Annotated in this window: 23 protein-coding genes; 6 read left to right on the top strand and 17 right to left on the bottom strand. The window is 65.7% G+C overall.

The window, feature by feature from the left end:
• Window positions 1–120: 120 nt before the first annotated feature.
• The 8 genes from B1790_RS31795 to B1790_RS31760 form a co-directional block, all read right to left on the bottom strand.
• Entirely contained in the window at window positions 121–1704 is a 1584-nt protein-coding gene (locus B1790_RS31795) for a Na+/H+ antiporter (protein WP_079927265.1), read from the bottom strand.
• Between the two features lie 201 nt (window positions 1705–1905).
• Window positions 1906–3552 (bottom strand): chaperonin GroEL, encoded by a 1647-nt coding sequence (gene groL, locus B1790_RS31790; RefSeq protein WP_079927264.1) that lies wholly within the window; start codon window positions 3550–3552, stop codon window positions 1906–1908.
• A gap of 32 nt (window positions 3553–3584) precedes the next feature.
• Complete coding sequence (locus B1790_RS31785) at window positions 3585–3848, bottom strand: hypothetical protein (protein ID WP_079927263.1); 264 nt, start codon at window positions 3846–3848, stop codon at window positions 3585–3587.
• Between the two features lie 36 nt (window positions 3849–3884).
• Entirely contained in the window at window positions 3885–4931 is a 1047-nt protein-coding gene (locus B1790_RS31780; RefSeq protein ID WP_079927262.1) for an alcohol dehydrogenase catalytic domain-containing protein, read from the bottom strand.
• Window positions 4928–5284, bottom strand: coding sequence for a propane 2-monooxygenase effector subunit MimD (gene mimD / locus B1790_RS31775; RefSeq protein ID WP_079927261.1), 357 nt, complete (start codon window positions 5282–5284; stop codon window positions 4928–4930). The genes B1790_RS31780 and mimD overlap by 4 nt, the downstream gene beginning before the upstream one ends.
• The gene (locus B1790_RS31770) at window positions 5281–6387 is read right to left on the bottom strand and encodes an aromatic/alkene monooxygenase hydroxylase subunit beta (RefSeq protein WP_079927260.1); all 1107 of its coding nucleotides are present in this window, start codon (window positions 6385–6387) and stop codon (window positions 5281–5283) included. The genes mimD and B1790_RS31770 overlap by 4 nt, the downstream gene beginning before the upstream one ends.
• 24 nt (window positions 6388–6411) lie before the next feature.
• Window positions 6412–7458: an FAD-binding oxidoreductase gene (locus tag B1790_RS31765; RefSeq protein ID WP_079927273.1), complete on the bottom strand. Its 1047-nt coding sequence runs from the start codon at window positions 7456–7458 to the stop codon at window positions 6412–6414.
• A 79-nt stretch (window positions 7459–7537) separates the two neighbouring features.
• Window positions 7538–9163 (bottom strand): methane monooxygenase, encoded by a 1626-nt coding sequence (locus B1790_RS31760; protein ID WP_079927259.1) that lies wholly within the window; start codon window positions 9161–9163, stop codon window positions 7538–7540.
• Between the two features lie 235 nt (window positions 9164–9398).
• Here B1790_RS31760 and B1790_RS31755 point away from each other — a divergent pair, with 235 nt between their 5' ends.
• Window positions 9399–11156, top strand: a complete 1758-nt coding sequence (locus B1790_RS31755; protein ID WP_079927258.1) for a sigma-54-dependent Fis family transcriptional regulator — start codon at window positions 9399–9401, stop codon at window positions 11154–11156.
• Between the two features lie 7 nt (window positions 11157–11163).
• Here the strand turns inward: B1790_RS31755 and B1790_RS31750 are convergent, their stop codons facing one another.
• From B1790_RS31750 to B1790_RS31735, 4 genes are all read right to left on the bottom strand, one after another.
• Entirely contained in the window at window positions 11164–12534 is a 1371-nt protein-coding gene (locus B1790_RS31750; RefSeq protein WP_079927257.1) for a hypothetical protein, read from the bottom strand.
• The gene (locus B1790_RS31745; protein WP_079927256.1) at window positions 12531–13031 is read right to left on the bottom strand and encodes a hypothetical protein; all 501 of its coding nucleotides are present in this window, start codon (window positions 13029–13031) and stop codon (window positions 12531–12533) included. The genes B1790_RS31750 and B1790_RS31745 overlap by 4 nt, the downstream gene beginning before the upstream one ends.
• A gap of 143 nt (window positions 13032–13174) precedes the next feature.
• Window positions 13175–14185, bottom strand: coding sequence for a hypothetical protein (locus B1790_RS31740; protein WP_079927255.1), 1011 nt, complete (start codon window positions 14183–14185; stop codon window positions 13175–13177).
• Window positions 14182–14421, bottom strand: coding sequence for a hypothetical protein (locus B1790_RS31735; protein WP_142271624.1), 240 nt, complete (start codon window positions 14419–14421; stop codon window positions 14182–14184). Before B1790_RS31735 ends, B1790_RS31740 begins: the two co-directional genes overlap by 4 nt.
• Window positions 14422–14532: 111 nt before the next feature.
• Between B1790_RS31735 and B1790_RS31730 the strand changes: the two genes are divergently transcribed.
• On the top strand, window positions 14533–14796 hold the full coding sequence (locus B1790_RS31730; protein WP_233165414.1) for a hypothetical protein: 264 nt from the start codon (window positions 14533–14535) through the stop codon (window positions 14794–14796).
• A gap of 47 nt (window positions 14797–14843) precedes the next feature.
• On the opposite strand, the gene B1790_RS31725 is transcribed toward B1790_RS31730, so the two are convergent.
• From B1790_RS31725 to B1790_RS31715, 3 genes are all read right to left on the bottom strand, one after another.
• Entirely contained in the window at window positions 14844–15212 is a 369-nt protein-coding gene (locus B1790_RS31725; RefSeq protein WP_079927254.1) for a hypothetical protein, read from the bottom strand.
• Between the two features lie 120 nt (window positions 15213–15332).
• A complete protein-coding gene (locus B1790_RS31720) occupies window positions 15333–15905 on the bottom strand; it encodes a TetR/AcrR family transcriptional regulator (protein WP_158083907.1) in 573 nt (190 codons plus the stop codon).
• A gap of 109 nt (window positions 15906–16014) precedes the next feature.
• Complete coding sequence (locus B1790_RS31715; protein ID WP_079927252.1) at window positions 16015–16923, bottom strand: glycosyltransferase family 2 protein; 909 nt, start codon at window positions 16921–16923, stop codon at window positions 16015–16017.
• Window positions 16924–16978: 55 nt separating this feature from the next.
• Here B1790_RS31715 and B1790_RS31710 point away from each other — a divergent pair, with 55 nt between their 5' ends.
• Window positions 16979–17962 (top strand): polysaccharide pyruvyl transferase family protein, encoded by a 984-nt coding sequence (locus B1790_RS31710; RefSeq protein ID WP_233165413.1) that lies wholly within the window; start codon window positions 16979–16981, stop codon window positions 17960–17962.
• A 153-nt stretch (window positions 17963–18115) separates the two neighbouring features.
• On the opposite strand, the gene B1790_RS31705 is transcribed toward B1790_RS31710, so the two are convergent.
• Window positions 18116–18340, bottom strand: coding sequence for a hypothetical protein (locus tag B1790_RS31705; protein ID WP_079927251.1), 225 nt, complete (start codon window positions 18338–18340; stop codon window positions 18116–18118).
• A gap of 253 nt (window positions 18341–18593) precedes the next feature.
• Here B1790_RS31705 and B1790_RS31700 point away from each other — a divergent pair, with 253 nt between their 5' ends.
• From B1790_RS31700 to B1790_RS31690, 3 genes are all read left to right on the top strand, one after another.
• On the top strand, window positions 18594–18833 hold the full coding sequence (locus B1790_RS31700) for a hypothetical protein (RefSeq protein WP_142271623.1): 240 nt from the start codon (window positions 18594–18596) through the stop codon (window positions 18831–18833).
• A gap of 216 nt (window positions 18834–19049) precedes the next feature.
• Window positions 19050–20543 (top strand): arylsulfatase, encoded by a 1494-nt coding sequence (locus B1790_RS31695; RefSeq protein WP_079927249.1) that lies wholly within the window; start codon window positions 19050–19052, stop codon window positions 20541–20543.
• 107 nt (window positions 20544–20650) lie between these two features.
• A complete protein-coding gene (locus tag B1790_RS31690; RefSeq protein WP_079927248.1) occupies window positions 20651–20986 on the top strand; it encodes a YidH family protein in 336 nt (111 codons plus the stop codon).
• Window positions 20987–21077: 91 nt separating this feature from the next.
• On the opposite strand, the gene B1790_RS31685 is transcribed toward B1790_RS31690, so the two are convergent.
• Window positions 21078–22355, bottom strand: coding sequence for an EAL domain-containing protein (locus B1790_RS31685; RefSeq protein WP_158083906.1), 1278 nt, complete (start codon window positions 22353–22355; stop codon window positions 21078–21080).
• Window positions 22356–22442 lie beyond the last annotated feature (87 nt).

The following is a 22442-nucleotide window of genomic DNA, read 5'->3' as shown; positions in this document are numbered from 1 at the left end:
CGGCGTGCACGCCGCCTTCATCACCGCGGCCCTCATCGGCGCCGTCGCCGTCGTGCTGTCGTTCTTCACCGCGACCCGCCCGCTGCCCGCCGCCGGTACTCCGACGCACTAGGAGGGTGCTCAGGCCTCCAATCGCGACTCCTCTAGGTCGAGATCCCGAAGGATGAGATTGAACGTCTCATTGGACAGCCGCCCCTCCCGGCGCATCGCGAGGAGCGCGTCCCGCTGCGCCTGCAAGACCAGCCGCACCATCTCCTGGTAGGCCTGCGACCGATCCTCGTAGCCGTCGTCCTCGATCTTGCCGAGTTGGGCCGCGAAGCGGCGGGCCCGGTAGTCGTAGACGCCCCGCATGCGTTGAGTGGTGTCGTCCCTCGTCCACTCCTCGGCGCCGAGCGCGTCGATCTGAGACAGCGCCGCCTTGGCGGCGACCAAACGGGCCTTGATCTCTTCCTCGGTGTCCGGCCCGTCGTCGTCCGAGTCGAGGCGGCGAACCAAGGCGGGCAGCGTGAGTCCCTGTACGACGAGGGTGAAGAAGATGACCGCAAAGGTGAGAAACAGAATGAGATCGCGTTGGGGAAAGTCCGATCCGTCGCCGACGGTAAGCGGGATGGCCAGCGCAACGGCGAGTGACACCGCGCCACGCATGCCGCTCCACGCCATGATCATTCGCCATGACGCACTGAGACGCCGCGGCGGAGACCCCGACCCTCGGTCGACGACGGCGGTGATCGAGGGAACGACGAAGAACCATGCCACTCGAATGATCACAACGGCGGCCGTCACGACCAAGGCGTACCCGGCGAGCGCGCCAAGCGGATAGTCGTCGAGGCCCGCGACGATCGCCCGGAGCTGGAGTCCCGTCATCGCGAATAGCGTTGCGTTGATCAGGAAGTCGACGATGTCCCACACGAAGTAGCCCTGTAGGCGCGGGCGGGCGTCGAGCACCTCCGGGCTACGAATCGCCATGACGATGCCGGCGGCGACCGCCGCGAGCACGCCCGAGGCGTCAACGGCCTGAGCGGGGAGGAACGCCGCGTAGCCGGTGAGCAACGAGATGGTGACGCTGATCTGCGGGTCGCTGATGTGCCGGCGGACCCATGCCGACGTCAATCCAACCGCCACGCCGATGGCCACGCCCGCGACCACGCCGAAGACGAATCGCAGGCCGGCCTCGGCGAGCGAGAACGCCCCCGCGACAGTGGCGGCGACCGCAACGCGATAGGCGACCAGCGCGGTCGCGTCGTTGAACAACCCCTCCCCCTCGATACTGCTGACGAGCCGTCGGGGGGCGTTGAGTCGGTGCATGATCGTCGCGGCCGCCACCGGATCCGTCGGAGAAAGGATGGCGCCCAACACGAACGCGGCTTGCCACGACATCCCGGGGATCATCGTGTGCGCGGCCGCCGCGACGCCGGCCATCGTGACGAGCACCAGAACCACGGTGCTCAACGTCAAGCCGCGAAGGTTGGTTCGGAAGTCGTCGAAGTTGGCGTAGACCGCCGACTTGTACAGCAGTGGCGGCAGGAACAACGCGAGGACGAGTTCGGGGTCGAGCGTGATCTCGGGCAACCCGGGGATGAACCCGATCGCGGCGCCCCCGATGACCAGCATGATGGGGTACGGCACCGAGAGCCTGCAGGCCAGCGCCCCCAAAGCCGCGACGGCCAGCAGCAATCCGGTGACGAACACCTCGACGTGGTTCACGGCATGCCCTCTTCCCGACGGTCCGGCGCACTCCCCCTTTGGATCATCGTGCACAACGTCCCACGGCGCGCGAATCGGCTAAATATCGCGTACCGAGTGGGGCCCACGCCGAGATGCACCCCGCGAGCCAGGCAGGGCAGCGGGGTGCACCTCAGGTTCTTTGGCTGGCGCCGCCCCCGTCTACGGGATCGGCGCCGCTTCCTAGTAGATGTTCGACGGGCGAACCATGCCCTCGGCGAGGTCCCCGAACCCGGGGGCCATGATCGACCCCGGTTGGCCGACGATCTCCTCCACGATCGCGGTCTCCGTGGTGATCAACAACGCCGCAATGGATGCCGCACTCTCCAGAGCCGCGCGTGTGACCTTGAACGGGTCGATGATGCCCTCGTCGAACATGTCGCCGTATTCGCCTGACATGGCGTTGAACCCGTGCCCCAGCGGGAGGTCCACGACGACGTCCACGACGTCGTCACCTTCGAATCCCGCGTTGATGGCGATCCACCGCAGGGGCTCGGCCAACGCGCGGCGAACCACGTCGCGCCCGACGGCCTCGTCCCCGACGAGCTCCGTCATGCTCAACGCGCGGTGCGCCTGGGCCAGTGCGGTGCCACCGCCGGCGACGATGCCTGCCTCAAGGGCGGCCCGAGTGGCCGCCAGCGCATCCTCGACGCGCAGCATGCGTTCCTTGAGCTCGACGCTCGTCGCACCGCCGACGCGAATGACCGCGACCCGGCCGGTCAACCGGGCGATGCGGACGTCGAGCATGTCCTGGTCGGCGTCGAGCTTGGCGCGTTCACGCTGCATTTCGAGCTGGGCGACTCGCGTGTCGACCATGTGCTGCTCGCCGTGCGCTCCGATGAGGGTGGTGTCGTCCTCGGTGGCGGTGACCCGGTCACACGACCCGAGGTGTTCGCGGGTGATCTCACTGAGTTCGATGCCGGTGTCCTTGGCGATGACGTGCCCGCCCAGCGCCACCGCGAGGTCCTCGAGTTCGGCAACGCGACGATGCCCGAAGCCGGGTGCGCGCACGACGACCGACTGCATCGTCTTGTGCATGTTCCCGCCGACGAGGAGTTGCAGCGCGGGACCGTCGACGTCCTCGGCGACGACCAGCAGCGGTCGATCGGCGCGCTTGGCCACCTCGATGGTCGGCATGATCTCTTGAACCTGGCTGATCTTCTTGTTGGTCAACAGAATCAAGGGATTGTCGAGCACGGCTTCCATGCGCTCTTGATCGGTGATCATGTAGCCGGAGATGTAGCCGTGGTCGAATCCGATGCCGTCGACGACGCTGACGTCCATGCCGGGGACGTCGCTCTCGTCGGTGGTGACCACACCGGTCAGCCCGACGTGCTCGATGGCGCGGGAGATGACGTCGCCGATGGCCTCGTCGTCACTGGCGGCCAGGGAGGCGATGCGATGCAGGTCGCCGGCCTGAACCTGAACGGTGTTCTCGCGCAACGCCTCGACGACGACCGGAACCGCACGTTCGATGCCGCGGCGCACTCGCATCGGGTTGGCCCCGGCCTCCACCGCACGCAACCCCTCCCGCACCATCGCCTGCGCGAGAACCGTTGCCGTGGTGGTGCCGTCGCCGACCCGTCCGTTGGTCTTCATCGCCACCTCCTTGACCAACTGGGCGCCCATGTTGGCGAACGGGTCCCGCAGCTGGATCTCCCTGGCGATCGTGACACCGTCGTTGGTGATGGTGGGCGGACCGGTCAGCTTCTCCAGGATAGCGTTGCGGCCCTTGGGGCCAATGGTGACCTTGACCGCATCGGCGAGGGCGTTGACGCCCTGCTCGAGCCGGGCGCGGGCGTCTGAATTGAAGCGAAGTTCCTTGGCCATGGCGATGAATTCCTTTTCGGTTGAGGGGTGTGTCAGTGGGTGAGAATGGCGCGGGCGTGGTCGCCTACCAGCACCCTGCTGTTCGGACAGTTGCTCAACCCGATGGCAAACCGGCAACGCAGAAGTGCCACCTTCTCGTCGCCCTCGGGTAGGTCGCGCAGCAGCAGGTGCCCAATACGGTCGACGTCCATGGGTTTCTGCCTCAGCAGTTCCGTGATGGCTCGTTCCATCGCCGCGGCGTGCATCGAGAGCCAGGACGACTCGTCGTCGACGGAGCATTCGTCACTTGCGTTCATGATGGGCTGTTCCTTCGTTGGCGAGGGTGCGTCGGGCTACCGGGAGATGACGACCTTCAAGGCGTCGTGGGTGTCGGCATTGGCGAACACCTCGTACGCGTCGACCATTTGGTCGAGTTGGAAGGAGTGGGTGCCGAAGGCTCCCGCGTCGATCTTCCCGTGCGCCAACAGTTCCAACAGGGTCCCTACCGTGGTTCCGTTGACCAGGCCGGTCGTCAACGTGATGTTCTTGATCCACAGGTCTTCCAGGTGGAACGTCACCGGTTTGCCGTGCACACCCACATTGGCGATGCGACCGCCGGGACGCACCAACTCCGTGCACACGTCGAACGTCTCGGGGATGCCGACGGCTTCGATGGCGACGTTCGCGCCGAGGCCGTTGGTGATCTCCAGGACACGCGCCCGAACGTCTTCACGCTCACTGTTGATCGTCATGTCCGCACCGAACGCAATCGACCGCTTGAGCCGGGACTCCGAGATGTCGACCGCGATGACCGTTGCGGCACCGTACAACCCGGCCGTCCTGATCGCTGCCAGCCCGATGGGCCCGGCGCCGACCACCACGACCGAGTCCCCCGGCCGGACGGCCGCATTCTGCACGCCCATTTCGAAACCCGTGGGAAGGACGTCGGCCAGGAAGATGGCCTCTACGTTGGTCACCGTCTCGGGCAGCACGTGCACGCTGGTCTCGGCGTAGGGCACCCGCACCAGTTCAGCCTGAGTGCCGTCGATCAGGTGACCGAAGATCCAGCCGATCCCACCAACCGTCGCGCAGTGCGACGGCATCGCGGACCGGCACGGTCCACACTTGCCGCAGGTGGTGATGGCGGGCACCAGAACCCGCTCGCCCACCTTCAAATCGGTTACTGCCGAGCCTATTTCGGTGATGGTACCCACGGCCTCGTGTCCGAGGACGCGCCCGGCGGTGACCGCCGGGACGTCGCCCTTGAGAATGTGGAGGTCGGTTCCACAAATCGTCGTCGTGTCGACGCGCACCACGACGTCGGTCGGGTCGACCAACTGCGCGTCTGGAACGTCAGTCCACGACTTCGAACCCGGGCCGTGGAACACCAGCGCCTTCACAAAGACTCGCCCGCCGTCGCCGTGAGGTCGAAGCCGATGTACTCGGCGGCATCCTCGGGGCTGGCGAACAGGATGGTCTTGTCGTCGAGGTGCACCATCCGCCCATAGTGCGTGGAGCTGATCTCCTCGAAGATCGAGCCGTCGAACTCTTCGCCGAGGGCCTCGGTGAGTTCGTCGTAGTCGAAGTTCAGCAGCTTCACACCGTCGACGCGGATCATCGACGGGTATTCGGTGAGTTCGACGCCTTCCTTGGCGCCCATCACCTCGGCGACGACACGGCCGATCGGCGTGTTCATCAGGGTCACGCCGCACATGTTGGAAAACTCGGTGGCTGAGCCGAATTGCATTGTCACTTGGTCAACTCCTCGGGGATGTCGAGCTCGATTTCTTGCAGCAGGGCCGTGAACTTGGCGATCGCGGCATCGAAGCTGGAGGCGAAGGTCACCGCCTTGTCGGCCGGGGTCGACCAAATCGGTTGCAGGGCACGGGCGGCCTCCAGGCAGCGCGGAACCCAGATGTCCATCCACTCGGCGAACAGGGCCTTGTTCGCCGCACCGTACTCTTCGTCGCGAGTCAGCAGACGGAACAGGTTGCGGGTGTAGTTCAGGTCGCGGTCGTAGTCGTGCTCACCCGTGCCCACGATGGTCGGGGTGATGTAGTCGCCGTTGCGGGCCGCGATCTGCATTACCAGCTCGCTGCGGAACAGCGACCCGACCAGCTGTTCGAAGACGATGTTGGTGGCGAACAGCAGTTGGCACCAATCCCCCACTGCGGTCAGCTCTTCGACGACCTTGCGAATCGGCTGCCACTCGGGCGCCTCCTGCCACACCGCCTTGTGGGCGCTGCCGTCGAACGCGTCGGTGGCCTCGGACAGGTCGAGGTTGAACAACGCGAGGTCCTGGGCGAAGCGCATCTTGTGGGCGGCGTTGACGGCCACCGCGGTGTTGATCATGTTCGTCGGTCCGGAGCGCTGGATCGAGGTGAAGACGTGCAGCGCCAGCCCGTTCTCGGCGTGCATCCACGCCCCGACGTTGCGTTCGATGAAGGTCAGCCAGGCCGAGTTCCAGCTGTCGTACACCCGCGCCCGTTTGGCATTCTTGAGGCACAACTCGACCTGACGCACGACCGCGGCGTTGTTGCGGAAGATCGTCTGATTCCATTCCTCGTTGGGGTCGAGGAACGCGTGCCAGTTGGAGGACTTGGCGGTGGTCCAGTCCTTGGGGTAACCGCCAGGGCCGTCGCCGAAGCCGTAGATCCAGCCCTGGGTGAGGTGGCGGTCGGGGTCGGGCTGCACGTCGACGGTGACGTCTTCGTACATGGTGGCGCGCAGTTTGGCCGGCTTGAAGTAGGAGTAGTTGCGGCTCTTGGAACTCGGGAACACCTTGGCTCCGGCTTCGGAGTCGGTGAACTCGATCTTGGGAAAGCTGCGTTCCTTGGGCTTTTCGGGGGCTGACATCGGAATTCCTTTCGGGTGGGCTGTCTACTGATCGAAGAGCGGGCTGGTGAAGCTGTCGTAGAAGACTTGGTCCTTGGGTACGGAGTTGGCCTCGAGGAAGACCAGCGCCGCGTCGACCATCGGCGGCGGGCCACAGAGGTACACCTCGGTCTTGGCGATCGCCTCTTCGTGGCGGGCTACGACGTCGGTGACCATGCCCTCCTCCACCGTGACCATGTCGTGCACGGTTCCCTCGGCGGATTCCGACAGACAGGCGATGAACCGGAAGTCGTTGAGCCCCTTGCCCAATTCCAGAATCTCGTCGAGGTAGAACAGATCGCTGGCGGTGCGTGCGCCATAGTAGAACCGCACCGGCCGGGTGTTCTCGGTTTCGTGCATGTGGCGCAGCAGCGACAGGATGGGCGCCATGCCCGCGCCGCCGCCGATGCAGACCACCGGCAGTACGTGGCCATCCTTGAGCGTGAACGATCCGTAGGGGCCGGTGATGGCGATCTCGTCGCCGACCTTGACGTCGCCGTCCAGCAGCGCGGAGAACTTGCCGCCGGGGTACTTCTTGATCAGGAACTCGACCTGATCGGTCGAGGTCTGGGTGGTGGCCATCGAAAACGAGCGGTGCTCGTCGGTGCCGGGGATGTGCACGTCGGCGTACTGGCCGGGCTTGAAGTCGAACTTGCCGGGTTCGACCGGCTTGAGCCGCAGCGACACGATGTCGCGGGTCATGGGTTCCACAGCGAGCACCGTGGTGCGCACGTCCTGGATCGGAATCCCACCGAGGAGCTCGTCCTCGTCGAAGTTGAGCAGCTCAACGGTGCAGTCGCTGAACGCATGTGAGCGGCACAGCAGTACGAAGCCGTCGTCGACCTCGGAGTCGTTGCAGGCGAAGGTGGAGTAGTTCTCCATCTGAATCTCGCCGTCGAGGACGTAGGACTTGCAGGCCGAGCAGCGGCCTTCGCGGCACCCGTGCATCAGGTGGATGCCCTGGCGGAAGGCGGCGTCGAGAATGTTCTCGTCCTCGTTGACTTCCATCTCGAGGTTGACGGGCTCGAAGGTGATCTTGTGTGAATCCGCCACGGCGGTGCCTCTCCTGGAGTTGGTGATTTCGGCGTGATTGGCGGCGGTCAGCGCCGCCAATCACGCCGAAATCGCTGGGTTAGACCGTCGCGCCGGCGCGGTAGGCCGCGACGTGGGCTTCGCGTTCGGCATCCGACATCTGGTTCAGCAGCACGTTCGGGCTGTTGAACGTGTTGCCGCGCACGTCGTCCAGGGTCCACATCTTCGACGGGTCCAGGTTCAGGTGCGGCTGACCAACGAGCGTCTGGCCGTCGTCGCGGACGTAACCGAGATCGGAGACGATGTCGGCGAGGTCCTTGCCGTGGTGCAGCGTCTCCCACTCGCGGAAACCGGTGAGGCGCCCCATGTTCGGGGTGTCTCGGCCTTCGTACTCGCCGCGGAAGGCGACGGCGTCGGTCCAGTAGCAGGTCTCCGAGCAGTACGTCTTCCACTGCCCGTCGACCTTCTCGACGATCATGTCCTCGCGGATCAGGGCGGGCACCATGCACGTCCAGCAGCGGTGCGGGTACTCGTAGCCGACCTCTTCGAACGCGATGGGCTTGTTGCGGCCGGGGTAGGCGAGGCGGTTGTAGGCCTCCCACCACTTGCCGTACTTCGAGTACCAGCCCGGGTACTTGTGCTCGAACCACTCGAAGTCGGTGTCGGTCATGGTGTCGATGCGCCAGTAGTTGACCGGCCAGCCGGTCGCGAAGAACCTGGCGACCTCGTGCACGTAGCCCTTCTCGGTGATGCGCTTCCACGCCTCCTCGACCAGGTCGTGCGGGATCGTCAGCCCGTACTTCTCCAGCGGCAGAAGGTAACTGCGGTAGTAGTCGTCGTAGATCCAGCGTCGCCACATCTCGGCGTAGCTCTCACGGTCCTTGCGACGGTCCTTGGTGCCGTATTCGATGAACGTGCCGATGGCGGCGTCCACCACGCAGTGGTTGTTCCACCAGGCGTAGCGCAGATCGCGCTCCAGCAACGGACGGTTGCGCTCGTCGGCCAACGCCATCAACAGGATCGAGTAGCCGTTGGAGATGTGCCGGGACTCGTCGGACTGCACCGAGTGGAAGACCGTGGGCAGCAGGTAGTCGCCGTTGGCCGCCGCCTCGTCGGGCATGGCCACGAATAGCGTGTTGGTGAAGGCGGTTTCGGCGACGACGGTGAGGTAGATGTTCGCCGCGGTGATCGCATCACCGGTGATGAACCCCTCGCCGAACTGCCTGCCGATCGTGCCCGCGTAGTTGTTCGCGAACGCCTTCTCGGTCATGTCGAACCCGGCCGGGTCGATGTAGTTGTTCATGTACAGCTTCTTGAGATTCATCTGAATCGTCGAGTGCCGTACCTCGTCGATCATCTGCACGGCCAGCCCGTTGTGAATCTCGGGATTGGGTACCGCGTCGATGGCCATCGGCATCGCCCGCGCCGCCGAGATCTCGGGGAACGGGATGATCGACAGGAACAGCTTCTGCCATTCCAGCCAGCGCTGCTGCACCTGACGGAACATGTTGCCGCGGATCGCGCCGTCCATCGCGCCGTAGACGCGGTTGTCCTTCTCCTCCTCCATCGAGAAGTAGGACCGCATGATCTGCTTGAGCGGATCCTTCTTGGGGGCCTTCTCGAAGGTGTAGTCGGTGCCGAAGCGGGTGGCCGGCGTGGCGAACGTCGGCTCCCATGTCAGTTCACTGATCTTCGCGTGTGCCTTGGTCAGGCTTTGTCTACTCAACGTGAGTCTCCTGATAGATGGGCCAGTCATCCGCCGGGCTGGGGACGACGCGTCACCGATGGAACTCTGTGATGCGCCCCATATGGGTCTCACTTTGAGACTCAGGTCACATCAGGCGGAAAGCGCCCGACGACCGCCGCCGCGGCTAGGCGGGAAATCTCAAAATGAGACGCCATGACCTGGGATCGTCCCTAGACTTCGAGACAGCCCAAAGCAGGACCGAGGTACAGCCACCGTGGTCAAAGACGACGACATCGTGCTAGACGCCAGCCGCGCCCGAGAACAGTTCCTCACCGCAGGGGCGTTGAACGAGGACGCCGTGCGACCGAACGTGCTCAGTTCGTGGCGCCGGTCGCGCGAGCTCCACGTCCACCCCGACCGTGTCGAGTTGCCCTACCTACGTGATCCCGACACCGACACTCCGTTGGCGCACGCGGCGGCACCGATTCTGCGGCGCATCGCCGACGATCTCTCCGAGCAGGCGGTGAGCGTCGTCCTGACCTCGGCCGACGGCCTCGTTCTCGATCGGATCGCGCCGAACTCCACCATCGAGCGAATGCTCGACGACGTGCGCCTGGCGCGCGGCTACAGCTACGCCGAGGAATTCGCCGGCACCAACGGCATCGGAACCGCCCTGGAGACCGGGAGACCGGCTTTCATCCAGGGCAGCGAGCACTACGTCGGAACCCTGGGTCGCCTGGCATGCGCCGGCTCGCCCATCCGCGAACCCATCACCCGGCGGATCGTCGGCGTCATCGACTTGACCTGCTGGGCGGACAAGGCCGATCCACTGCTCTTCGTCCTCGCCAAGAGCGCGGGCAGCCAGATCGAGGACCGCATGAACGCGGCGAAGAACGAAACCGAAACGGCGTTGCTCGACGCCTACCTCAAGCAGAGTCGCCGCTACCCCGCCGGAGTCCTGGCGATCGGTGGCGACGTCGTCCTGATGAATCCCTACCTCCGTCAAACGCTCGACGCGGCCGATCAGACCGTGCTTCTCGACCATGCGGCGGACATGACCCGCGCCTCGTTGACCTCGACCGCCGTCGCCTCTCTGCCCAGCGGTGTGTCTGTGAAGATTTCGGTGGCCGACCGCATCGCCATCGGGGTCCGCAACGACAGCGTGGTGTTCCACGTCTCGGTGCACGTCACCGCGAGCACCCCGGTCCGAGGAGTCGGCCACTCGGTGCCCGGCCTGGCCGGCCGAAGCAGCTCGTTCCGCCGCAGCTGTCAGCAGGTCGAACGATGCTATCGCGACCGGGAATGGGTGGTGCTCGAAGGCGAACGGGGCTCGGGGAGAACACGTCTCGGTCAATCCGTCGCACAGTTCGTCTCCCCCGAGCGCAGTGTCGCCATCCTGCGCGAAGACGACTTCGACAGTGCCGACGACTTCGTCGCCGCGTTCGAATTGGAGACGGACTCCGCCGACTTCGCCGTCATCGTCGCCAACGTCGACGAGCTCGCCGACGAGGTGCTCGAACCGCTGGCCGCCGTGATGCAGGCCCGCGCGGGCCGGGGGTGGATCGCCGCCACGACGAGCAGCGAACGGAACTCACCATTGGTGGACGCGCTCGTGCTGCCGTTCTTCACCCACACCGTGACGATTCCGGCCCTGCGCCACCGGATCGAAGACCTCGAGCAGCTCGTCCCCATGCTTCTTGCGGACCTGACGCCCGGGCAGGCCCGCCTGGATTCCGCGGCAATGCGGCAGCTGAGCCGCCTCCCGTGGCCGGGCAACGTTGCGCAGTTGCGTAACGTGTTGGCGCAGACCGTATCCCGTCAACGCTCGGGCGTGATCGGTATCGACCAGCTCCCCAACGAATGCCGCTCGGTCAGCAGGCGCAAGCTCACCCGGCTGGAGGCGATCGAACGCGACGCGATCGTGCGAAGCCTTTCGGAGAACGACCGCAACAAGGCCGAAGCCGCGAAGGCCCTCGGCATGTCCCGCGCGACGATCTACCGCAAGATCAAGGACTTCGGCATCGACGTCTGACCGCGGTCTAGTACAAGCCCTTCGCCCGAAGATCCGCGAGCATGGCCGTGACCCCCTCGATGATCTCGGCATCGGGGCTGCGGAACCGCGTTCCCAGCCGCTGTACGGCGGCGTCGACGCGCTGAAGAAGGGCGCGAAAGGCGTCCCCGGCGGCCACGGCATAGCCGGCGGCGGCCGCCGCCTGAACTTCGTCCGAGTACCGCGTTGTCATGGCGGCCAGTTCACGCGGGACGTCCTCGGCCTGCTCCTGCACCTTCAAGATGAGGTTGAGCGTGAAGTCGCGGTCGGGCACGAACGACGCCTTCCCGCCATTCAGTGCGACCTCCAGCACGTGATCGATCTGGTAGAGCGTGTCGATGGTGCTCTCGACGGATCCGGCTCGTGATCGCACTTCGAACGGCGGGACGGGAATCGTCAACAGCTGGGACGCCACTTCGGCTCGCGCCCACCGCTCCATGTCGCGGGCGTGGTCCTCCCAGCGAGCGACTTCGGCGGCAGCAGCCTTCTGCGCGGCCTCGGTCTCGGCCTCGGCTGCTTCGCGCGCAGCGGCCACGTCAGCGGTCGCCTTCCCACGCGCCGCCGCCACCTCGGCGGCCGCCTCCGACCGCACCTTTTCCAACTCGTGGCGGACCCGCTGCACGGCTTCCTCCGCCGTCGCCCGCTCGGCAGCCCGCTCGGCACTCCGCTCGGCGGCACGCGCCTCCGCGGCCCGAGCCCTCTCCTCGGCGGCGGCCACCTCGGTCGCGGCGTCGGCGCGGGCCCGTTCGATTTCCGCGTGCAGTAGCTGCTCGGCTTTCTCTCCGGCCTCCCGCTCGGTCGCCCGCTCGGCGCTCCGCTCGGTGGCACGCGCCTCCGCTGCGCGAACCCTCTCGTCCGCCACGGCAGCCTCCGCCGCCGCAGCAGCGCGAACCCGCTCCACCTCTGCTCGAGCCTGCAGCGTCGCCTTCTGATCGGCCGCTCGCTCCGCCCTGCGCTCGGCGTCCTTGCGCGCGGACGCCGCCTCCACCGCGCGGACCCGCTCACCCGCATCCGCGGCAGCGCCGGCGGACTCCTCGGCTTCGGCGCGCGCGAGCGAGGCCGCCGCCTCGGCGTCCAGCCGGCCCTGATGCGCCACACGTGCCCGCTCCTCGGCCACGCTGCGCAGATGGTCGGCCTCGACGACCTGCATCGCGAGCGACCTGCGAGGTACTGGCGACCCGTTGCGTTCGCGGTGTCGGACCAGGTCACGCTCACTCATCGCAGCCAAGGCAACCGTTTCAGCCCGTGGCTGCATCCCCAATCGCTCGGCGGTTGCGACTGCGTCCGCCGCCGCGCGTCGCGTCAGCGTCGCCCACCGGCCGACGTCGAGGTCCTCGATGTGTTGACGAGTGGTCGTCATCGGCGTCGTCGCCCTCCGCTACTTTCCCTCACCGGTTCGGATTGCGTTGGAAGGGCGGTTGTTTCAGGTTCTGACGTCGGCGCCGCGGCCGCCTCGACGCCGGACACCGGGCCCGCCTGCTGTGCCAGCACCAGCACCAGCTGCTCCTGGTACACCGCCACCGCCCTGGCCAGGGTCTCGTCGCCGAGCCGGTCGGCGTCGCGGAGCAGCCCACCCAGCACCTCCAGGGTCACCGCGGGTCCAAGCCCCAGGGTGGCGCCCTCGCTCACCGCGGGCTCGATCCCGGCGGTCTCGACCACCCACTGCCACCGCTCCCACGCCAGAGCCTTGTCCGCATCGTCGCGAGCGCGATCTTGGCGGCGATCCTGCTCGTCACGCCGCTGCTCGAACCGCTGTCGGGCTCGTCGCGACGAGTAGAGGACGGCACCGGCCGCGACGACCGCGGCCAACAATGCCATCAGACCGGCAAAGCCGGGCGAGACGACGAAGTCACGCACCGGAAGATCTCCCAAAACGCCGATAGGCGGCACGTACTGCACCGTGTAAGTCTCGCACTGCTTCGCCGGTGCGGTGACGGCAATACTGGTGGCAACCGCCTGTGGACTGGGCTCGCCGCGCCGCCCGCAAGCGACTGACGGCGTCAGCGCAGAGCCGCTGCGGCGACGACCAGTTCGGTGGCTTGGGCGCCAAGTCGGCCACCCGTCTGGAGCCGGGAGAACGCGTCGGACGGTAGGGCCCCGACAACGGTGCGCAGACGTCCGCGGCCTCGGTCGTCGAGTCCCTCGACGAGGTGGTCGAACTCCACCCACATCTCACCCGACATCACCGCGGCCACCACACCGACGAGGTGACCGTCGGTCGCCTGATCGACTGCAGCACATAGCATCTCGGGGGTGATCACTCCGGCGAATCCGACCATCGCCGCGTATTCGCCGCGCTCGAGCAAAGCGCTCGCGATGTCGGCGACCGTGTCCACCGGCACGGCCGCGACGATGGGCCCGAATCGGTGTGGGTCGAGTGCGAGTGCGAGGTCGGCGAGTTCACCGGCGTCGAGGTCGGCGGCGATCTGCTGGATCTGGTCGTCGGGGAGCTCGGCGATGACGCGGTCCAGGTTGTCATTCCAGGTCAGCAGCGGCACCACGGCGAGGAGGTCGTGAGGTGTCGCGACGCCGAGGGTCGCGAACAGCGCGTCAACCTCGACGGCTCCGACGAACCGCGCCATCGCGGCATACTCCTTTCGAAGGAACAACTCCTGCGCGACCTCCCCCACCCGCGCCGCCGGGATAGCTCGCACGACGTCTTGCGCACGCACCGGGTCCAACGCGATCGCCAGGTCCCCGAGATACGCAAGCGACACCCGCCCGACGAGGTCGCGCGCCTTGGCGGGCTCGAGCAGCTCGGCGGCGAGCGCACCCCCGGCCGGCGGCAGGAACTTCTCGGCCAGCCGGCCCGCGATCGGACCGGGAATCGACTGCGCAAGCGCCGCAACCCGGGCGAATCTCCGACGCTTGTCCGCGGACAGCCGGTTGGCGATGTGACCGTGAAGCACGCTCAGGTCGTCGTCGGAAACCCCGTCAAGACCGTGCAACTCGTCGACCTCGACGCCCAACACCCGGCCGATCGCGACCAGCTCGGGACGCGGCGCCGTCATCCGAGCAGCGCCTTGCGGACCACGCCGCGCAACGGCAGCGGAACGCCCTTCAGCGCCGACTTGACCCCGGCCTCCATGGCCGCGGCCTGGCGGCGGCTGGCGTCCTCGATCTGACCGGCCAGTCGGGTCAGCACCTCGTCCGGCAGCGCACCAACCGCGGCGGGCGGCTCCTCGCCGAGCACCTCGGCGAACGTGCGAGCGGCGACCGAGCCACCGTCTGCATTCGTCTCCGTCACGTCAGATTCCTACCATCGACGCCGCCGACGACAGACCGCAGGCCGCGCGGATCGCGGTTGCCGCGGGACCATCGGAGTCCCGGGCATCGACACCGCCCGCCAGGTTTCCCCATGGCCACGACGGGAAACACCCGACGCATGGAATCGCTGACCCGCCTGCGGGACGCTGGACGAACGGTGACAAGAACTCAGCGACGCATCTGGCTGGCACAGGCGCTGGCGGGGCCGGCGCTGGTGCTGCTTGGGGTGGTGGCGCTTGGCGCGGTCACGTTGTGGAGCCGTCAGCGCAGCCTCGGCAACGGAAGGCACGAACTCCCCGACACGCAGGGCGCCCACCGCGTAGACGACGCCGCTGGCGAGGCACAGGTCAGCTAGTCCTGGCGGTCGGTGACGTCGGGGGCCGGCTCAGCTCATCGTGACGTCTATTGCTGCGGCGGGACCAGGACGGTCCACAGGTCGGTGATCAGCCCGTCCTTGACGACCGCGGCGTCGAACCCCGTCATCGCCGGGTCGCCCCCTTTCGCGTCGACGAGTTGCCAGGCGAGGTAGCCGAAACCGGGCAACACGTGGACCGGGCCGACGGGTTCGAATTGGAGGTCACCGATGCCGGTCTGCAGCCCAACGCATTTGGCCTCCAAGGCGCCATGGCCTGTGATGACACCTTCGGCGTCGGTCCAGTTGACCTCGGCGGCGTAGGTGCGCCGTTCGGCGGCCTGACGCTTGGCGTCGTCACGTTCGTTGAACACCGCGAGGAGGTTGTCGTGCATCAGCTCTTCGATAGAGGCGGTCATGGGTTCTGCTGCCCTCCTGCGGTGGTTGCGGACGAGGCAAGAGCGGCGCCCGACGAGTTCTGTAACAACACTGATAAAACCATACCGCGTGGACGTACGGGGTAGTCGGCTCGCGACGCGTCACGAGTCGCGCGTCGACCGCCGCGGGGCTCGCGGCCACGCCCGCAGTGCCACGTCCGCAGCGGCCCGCATGGCGGCGGTGTCGGCACCGTCGCGCGCGATGGACGACAGCCCTCGCAAGACGACGTCGACGTAGTCGGTCAACGCGTCGACGCCGACGTCGGCGGGCAGATCGCCGTCAGCGTGCGCCTGCTGCAAGCGTTCTCGGATCGCCTCGCGGCCGAGCTGGCGTTCGTCGATCAGCACCGGGTCGGAGATGACGAGACAGCCGCGGGGCTGAGCGGAGCTGCAGTACTCGCGGATGGCGATGTCGAGGATCTTGGCGAAGACGGCCCGCGCCGTGCGCTCCTGCAATCCTGGAGGGATGACGCGCATCGGCGAACCGGTGTATTCCGCGACGGCCTCGTCGAACAATTCCTTCTTGCCTCCGAAGGAGTTGTACAGACTGGGCGCCGAGATTCCCATCGCCTCGGTCAGGTCGCGGACCGTCGTACGTTCATAACCCTTGTCCCAGAACAGATGTAGGGCCTTGACCAACGCCTGCGCGCGATCGAACTCCGGCGGTCGTGCCATGGGCCCATCGTACGGACCAGGGCAAGGTCGGTCTCGCGGGTGAACCGCGCGACGCGACACACGGGTCATGCGTCACGAGATTCACGAACGGGACGCAGGCACCCGGCGACTACGCGATCGAGCGAACGGGTGCAAGCGGACGCGACACGTCGTGCTCCGTCTCCTCAGAAAGGGCGCGGGTCTCCTCGACCAAGATTCCCAGGGACAGCCCCAACATCATGACCGCCTTGCGCCGCACGCGAGGCACTCGTCCCACAGTTGCCCACAGCAGGAACCAGAGGGCGGCTTGCACGCCCGCGACCGCGGCGACCGGCGAGCAGACCATCCGCGGCCGGAACTTCTTGGCCACGTTGACCTCGCCACGGCCGAAGTTGAAGTGTTGGTGGAAGACCTTCGACAGGTCGGTGTGCTGAAGCTTGTCGACGACGGCGTCGGGGACCAGGGTCATCCGGTAGCCGATTCGCGAGGTGCGAGCGAAGAAGTCGATCTCGTCGCCACCGCTGGCCAGGTTCTCGTCGAAGCCGCCAACGGCGTCGTACGCCTCGCGGGTGAACCCGCAGTTGGTGCCGTTCGCGTAGGCGCTCTCGGACATCTTCGACGTGTAGAGCTTGGACTCCTTGGCCAGCACCGTGCCGTCGGCGAGGACGCGGTGCAGTGAGCCGCCAGCGGTGTGAGCGCCGTTGCGGAAGGCCTTCCAGTACGCCTGGATCCAGCCGGCATGGACTACGTCGTCGGCGTCGGTCAGCAGGATGCGATCACTGCTTGCGGCCCGGACGCCCACGTTGCGAGGGACGTTGACGCCGACGCCGCGAGAGGCGTCTACCAGACGCACCCTCACATCGCGTTGTGCGAACCCTTGCACGACCTGAGCGGTGTCGTCGGTTGAGCCGTTGTCGGCGACCACTATTTCAAACTTTGCGAATGATTTCTGCGCCAATAGCGCATTCAGTTGGTTGCCTATGCAATCTCCCCCGTTGCGGACCGGTATGACAACACTGATGTCAACCCCACCCTCCATGGAAAGTGAGAATACAATGTGAACACGCTGTCCGCTGACCTACGGGCATTATCCCGTGCAATTGAAAAGGTTGATCTTGATTGATCTTGTCGAGCGAACTCGCAGCATCCTGCTCAATGACCTCAGGCCGATCTTCGCCGATGCGTCCGAGTGGGATCTGGCCGACTTCCCACATCACTTCAACTGCGGTGATCATGCGATCTGGCTTGGATGTCTCAAGGTCGCCGAGGCGTTCGACATAGCGGTGCGTTCGACTTCGTCGTCGTCGACGTACCGGCGTGACAAGTTGAATGCGGCGGGCCCCGTCGTAATTAATGGCGGCGGCAATTTTGGCGGCCTCTATCCACACCACGACGAATTACGCATTCAAATACTGAACGATTTCCCGAACCGACCGATCGTTCAGATGCCCCAATCGCTGGAACTAGCGAATTCGAGCATCGTGGAACGGCTGAAGCGGGCAATCGGGAGCCACCCCGACTTCACCCTTCTCGTGCGCGACCATCGGTCGCTTGCGGTCGCACAGAGCGAATTCGACTGCCGAATCGAGCTCGTCCCGGATGCGGCGTTCGCGCTGGGAAGACTCGAGCGGGCGGCGCCATCCGAAGACGTTGTGCTACAAGCGCGCCAGGACGACGAGGCCGCGGCCGAGCGGGAATCGGGACGCCCAACCGTCGACTGGAATACGACGACGGTCTTCAGTCGTCGCAACTTCATGCGGTCTGCGGTCTCCGTGGCCGACAAGTTACCGGCGCGCACTCTTGGTCCGACGATGGCGAATCGGTTTGCGCAGCAAAATCTGGAATGGGCAATTCAGATGCTCTCACGGGGGCGCATTCTCGTCACCGACCGATTGCACGGCCACGTCATCGCGACGCTGTGCGGGATCGAGCACATCGTCGTCAACGATCGGTACGGCAAGGTACGTGCGCTCTGGGAAGCGTGGACGCATGATTCGCCGACGGCGACGTTCGTCCCGTCGTGGCGGGATGCCGAGGCCGCCCTGGCCGATCTGACGAGCCGCCGATCCGCTACGTAGTCCTCCCGTCAGCCGGCTAAGCCTGGCGGCCTCGCGTGTGAACCTCCCGACGCGACACACGGGCCGTACGTCGGGCGATTCACGAACGGGCGGAGGTACCCGTACGACGTCGTCGGACCCGCCGATCGCTGCGGCGCCCGAGTTCCGGGGGAATCAGAGCTGACCCAGCGGCCTGCACACGTTGGACAGCGCGTTCCAGTACTGCCCGGGCGCACAGTTGTCCGCCGGACGCGGCGTCTGGCAGGTGTTGGTGATGGGATCCCAGAACTGCCCGTTCACACAGTTGAGCGGATCCGCCCAAGCGACGCCCGCGCTCAGCAAGGACGCGGCGGCGATGGGAACGGCGATGATGGTCGATCGGCGCAGCAGGTTTCGCATGCCTGAATTTAGCCGGGAACACGGACTGCCAAACTCGCGGACTCTGGCTCTGTCCTACGGCTTGGGCACACCGGTGAACGTCGGTACGTGATACGGATTGTCGGAACGTGTGACGTTCGTCTTCGGGCGCGATCGAGTGGTCGGTGTCGCGCTCGGCGGCGGGGTGTCGGCGGCAGACGGCGCGGTTGTCGTGGGGGCATCGCTCACCGCCGGTGGCGGAACATACGTCGGAGAATAGGTCTGCGACGCCGCAGTGGTTGGAACCTCGACTGCGGTGATGGGCGGCGGGGCGGGCATTGGCACGACGACCGGCGCAGCTGGCGCCACGACCGCAGGCGCAGTCGTCACCGGCGGCGCGGACGTGGCGGCGGGTGGGTACTTTTCGCCGGGCGCACCGGTCGGCGCGCTGCGCGGATACCAGATGGTCACCGCCACGATGGCCGCCGTGACGACGACCAACGCGGTCATCAGCAGCCCGCGAACGGATATGTAGTGCTGCCATTTCGCATTTCGCGTCCCCACGTGGCTGGAGATTACCCGTGCGTCGGACACCCCGCGGACACGCCGTTCAGCGTCTCGTCAGCGAGCTTCCAGGTCGTATCAGCGAGCGGCGCCGAGGTCGAAAGTCCCTAGCTTCGATTGCCCCGCCTCACGCATACTGAAATCTTCCGAGGCGCGCCGGCCTGGGGTGGATGACGAAGGGCGACGAGTGTCTGACAAGCCGAACATCCTGATCATCTGGGGCGACGACATCGGGCAGAGCAACCTGAGTTGCTACAGCGATGGAGTGATGGGCTACCGCACCAGCAACATCGACCGCATTGCCGCTGAGGGTGCCCGGTTCACCGACTACTACGGCGAACAGAGTTGCACCGCCGGTCGCGCAGCCTTCATCACCGGTCAAAATCCGTACCGGACCGGCTTGACGAAGGTGGGCATGCCCGGCGCACCACTCGGCCTTCAGGCGGAGGACCCCACGATCGCGACGGCACTCAAGGCGCAGGGCTACGCCACCGGTCAGTTCGGCAAGAACCATCTCGGCGACCGCGACGAATTCCTGCCGACCATGCACGGATTCGACGAGTTCTTCGGCAACCTGTACCACCTGAACGCCGAGGAGGAACCAGAGAACGTCGACTATCCCAAGGATCCGGCGTTCCGGAAGAAGTTCGGGCCCCGGGGCGTGCTGCACACGTGGGCGAACGGTGACGGAACCCAGCGCATCGAGGACACCGGCCCGCTGACCAAGAAGCGGATGGAGACCTGCGACGAGGAATTCCGCGATGCGGCAATCGATTTCATCACCCGCCAAACGGAGGCTGAGACACCGTTCTTCGTGTGGTTCAACTCGACGCACATGCACTTCCGCACCCACCCCAAGCCGGAGAGCATTGGCCGGTCGGGTCGCTGGCAGTCCGAATACCACGACACGATGCTCGATCACGACGACGTCGTCGGCGACCTGCTGAACACCCTGGACGAACTGGGCATCGCCGACGACACCATCGTCATGTACTCCACCGACAACGGGCCCCACATGAACAGCTGGCCCGACGCGGGCATGACGCCGTTCCGCAATGAGAAGAACTCCAATTGGGAAGGGGCATACCGCGTTCCGGCGATGGTGCGCTGGCCAGGGCACATTGCCGCAGGCTCCGTACTCAACGGGATCGTCAGCCACAACGACTGGTTCGTCACGCTGCTCGCGGCAGCCGGGGAGCCGTCCATCGCAGAGAAGCTGCGGGCGGGAACCGACCTGAACGGCACCACCTACAAGGTGCATCTCGACGGCCACGACCAACTCGACTACATCACCGGCGTCACCGACGAGAGCCCGCGGAAGCACTTCTTCTACGTCTCCGACGACGGTGACCTGACCGCACTGCGCTTCGACAACTGGAAGATCGTGTTCATGGAGCAGCGGGTCCAGGGCACCCTGCAGATCTGGCTCGAACCGTATGTCGTGCTCCGCGGACCCAAGCTGTTCAACCTGCGCACGGACCCCTACGAGCGGGCCGACATCACGTCCAACACCTACTTCGACTGGATGATGGACCGCATCTGGCTGTTCACCCCGGCGCAGGCCTATGTGGCCGACATGCTCGGCAGCCTCGTCGAGTTCCCGCAGCGGCAGAAGTCGGCGACGTTCAACCTCGAGCAGGTGATGGCCAAGCTCCAGGCGGGCGCGCACGGCAGCAGCTGAGCCGTCCGGCGTCGGAACCACGACATGCGAGGGGCGCACTGCTGCACAGCGCGATCCCCGAAGATCCCTTCGCACAGGCCATTTGGGTGCCACAAGGAAGGACCCGGATGGCTGGGGGTGTTCATGATTTCACTGGCCACCATCTGGCCGCGATGGCGTGGATCCGCACGTGCACGTCGTTGATCGCCTTCGGGTTCACGATCTACCAACTCTTCCTGTACGTCAACATCGAGGAACGGCTCCGCGCACCGGTCGTCAGCCCACAGGTGTTCGAGGTGCTGATGATCGTCACGGGACTGACGGCGTTGGCGCTGGCATGGATTCGGCACCGCCAGCAGATGCGAGCGTTGCGAAGCGACTTCGGCACGATGCCCTACTCGATCCCGGGCTTCATCGCCGGACTGGGTGTCGTCGCCCTGCTCGGGGTGACTCTGCGGCTATAGCCCGCGCGGCGCAGGCGTGCTCAAATCGAGGTGCGCTGGGATCCGAAAGGGATGGCGTCGGTAGGCCTTTCGGTCACAACAATCTCCGACGCTACGACTTGTCCAGGCTCTTGGGCATGCCGAGGTGATAGCCCTGGCCGTACTCGATACCGAGCTGAATCAAGGTCTGGAGCTGGCTTGCCGTCTCCACCGCTTCAGCGACCATCGTCGCGTTCATCTCGGCACCAAGCGAAGTGAGCGCGGTGGCTATGGCCCGCTTGGCCGGGTCATTGTCGATGTCGGCAATGAGCTCACCGTCGATCTTGATGAACTCAGGACGAAGTCGCAGCAATTGAGTGAAGCTGGCATAACCGGCACCGGCATCATCGACTGCGATGCCTATCCCCTGCTCGCGCAGTCTTGACAGGCCCTCGGCAAGGTCATCGGGAAACGGCTCGTGTTCGGTGATTTCGATGATCAATCTTCGGTCTTGGGCTAGCAGGAAGTCCTGAATCGACTCTTCCAGTGCAGCGGCCGGACTCAAATTGACCGCGACCGGACAGTCACTCGGGATACCGCGAGCGGCAGCCAAGACCGCACGCAGCGCAGCATATTCAAGGTCGAGGCCTCGACCCAGGCGGCGGGCCGCGATGAACCATTGCGCCGGGGTCAACTCCGATGACGCGGGAAAGCGCGTCAACCCTTCGTAGGCGATCGTCGCGCAACTCGCTAGGTGCACGATGGGCTGGAACGCCACGCGAAGGACGTCCGGTTGCGCGAGCAGCGCGTCCAGCCGAACCTGGTGTCCCTCGGCCTCGACCGCCTCCGGCACCATCACCGATGCGACGAAACGAGCAGTGAAGGCTCGCTCCGCACGGTCTTGGCCATCACTGATCGCGTGGGTCAGCAGCGTCGAGAGCTCCGACTGGCTGACGATCAATGCCGAAACGAAGTCGCTGACCGCAACCATCGGATCGATATCCGTCGCAGTGAACGCACCCGGGACTGTCGCGGCCAGCGTCAGAGAACCCATGGCTTCATCGTTGTTTATCAACGGAATCACCGCCCATGATCGAGTGCCCCACTGTTTGTTGAGCGCACGGACGCTCTGCGACAACCGGGTGTCCCTCAACGAATCGTGAACGAGGACCGGCCGTTTCTCCCGCGCAGCAATGCCCTGCAAACTGCGGTCCTTCGAGATCACGAAGCCCATCGCGGGCGCCAGTACGCCGCTGGCAGACACCGTCACAAAGGCATTGTCCGAGGCGCGGAGCAGGTTGATGGCTGCGCCATCGGCATTGGCCATGAACGCACACGCTTGCTCGGCGACGCGAACCATCAGAGCCGCTGGATCGACCGAAGTGGTCAGTGCGCGTACCAGCTGATCCATTGCGCCATTCCTCCACATCGGCCACGAACCGCTGGAAGTAGTTCTGGTACGACGCGAAGCTTAGCGAAGCCCGTGGCATCACAGGTC

Source organism: Mycobacterium sp. AT1 (assembly GCF_002043095.1).
In the GTDB taxonomy this organism is placed as follows: Bacteria; Actinomycetota; Actinomycetes; order Mycobacteriales; family Mycobacteriaceae; genus Mycobacterium.
Note: the sequence above shows the minus strand (reverse complement) of the source record. Positions and strands in the feature narration are given on the sequence as shown.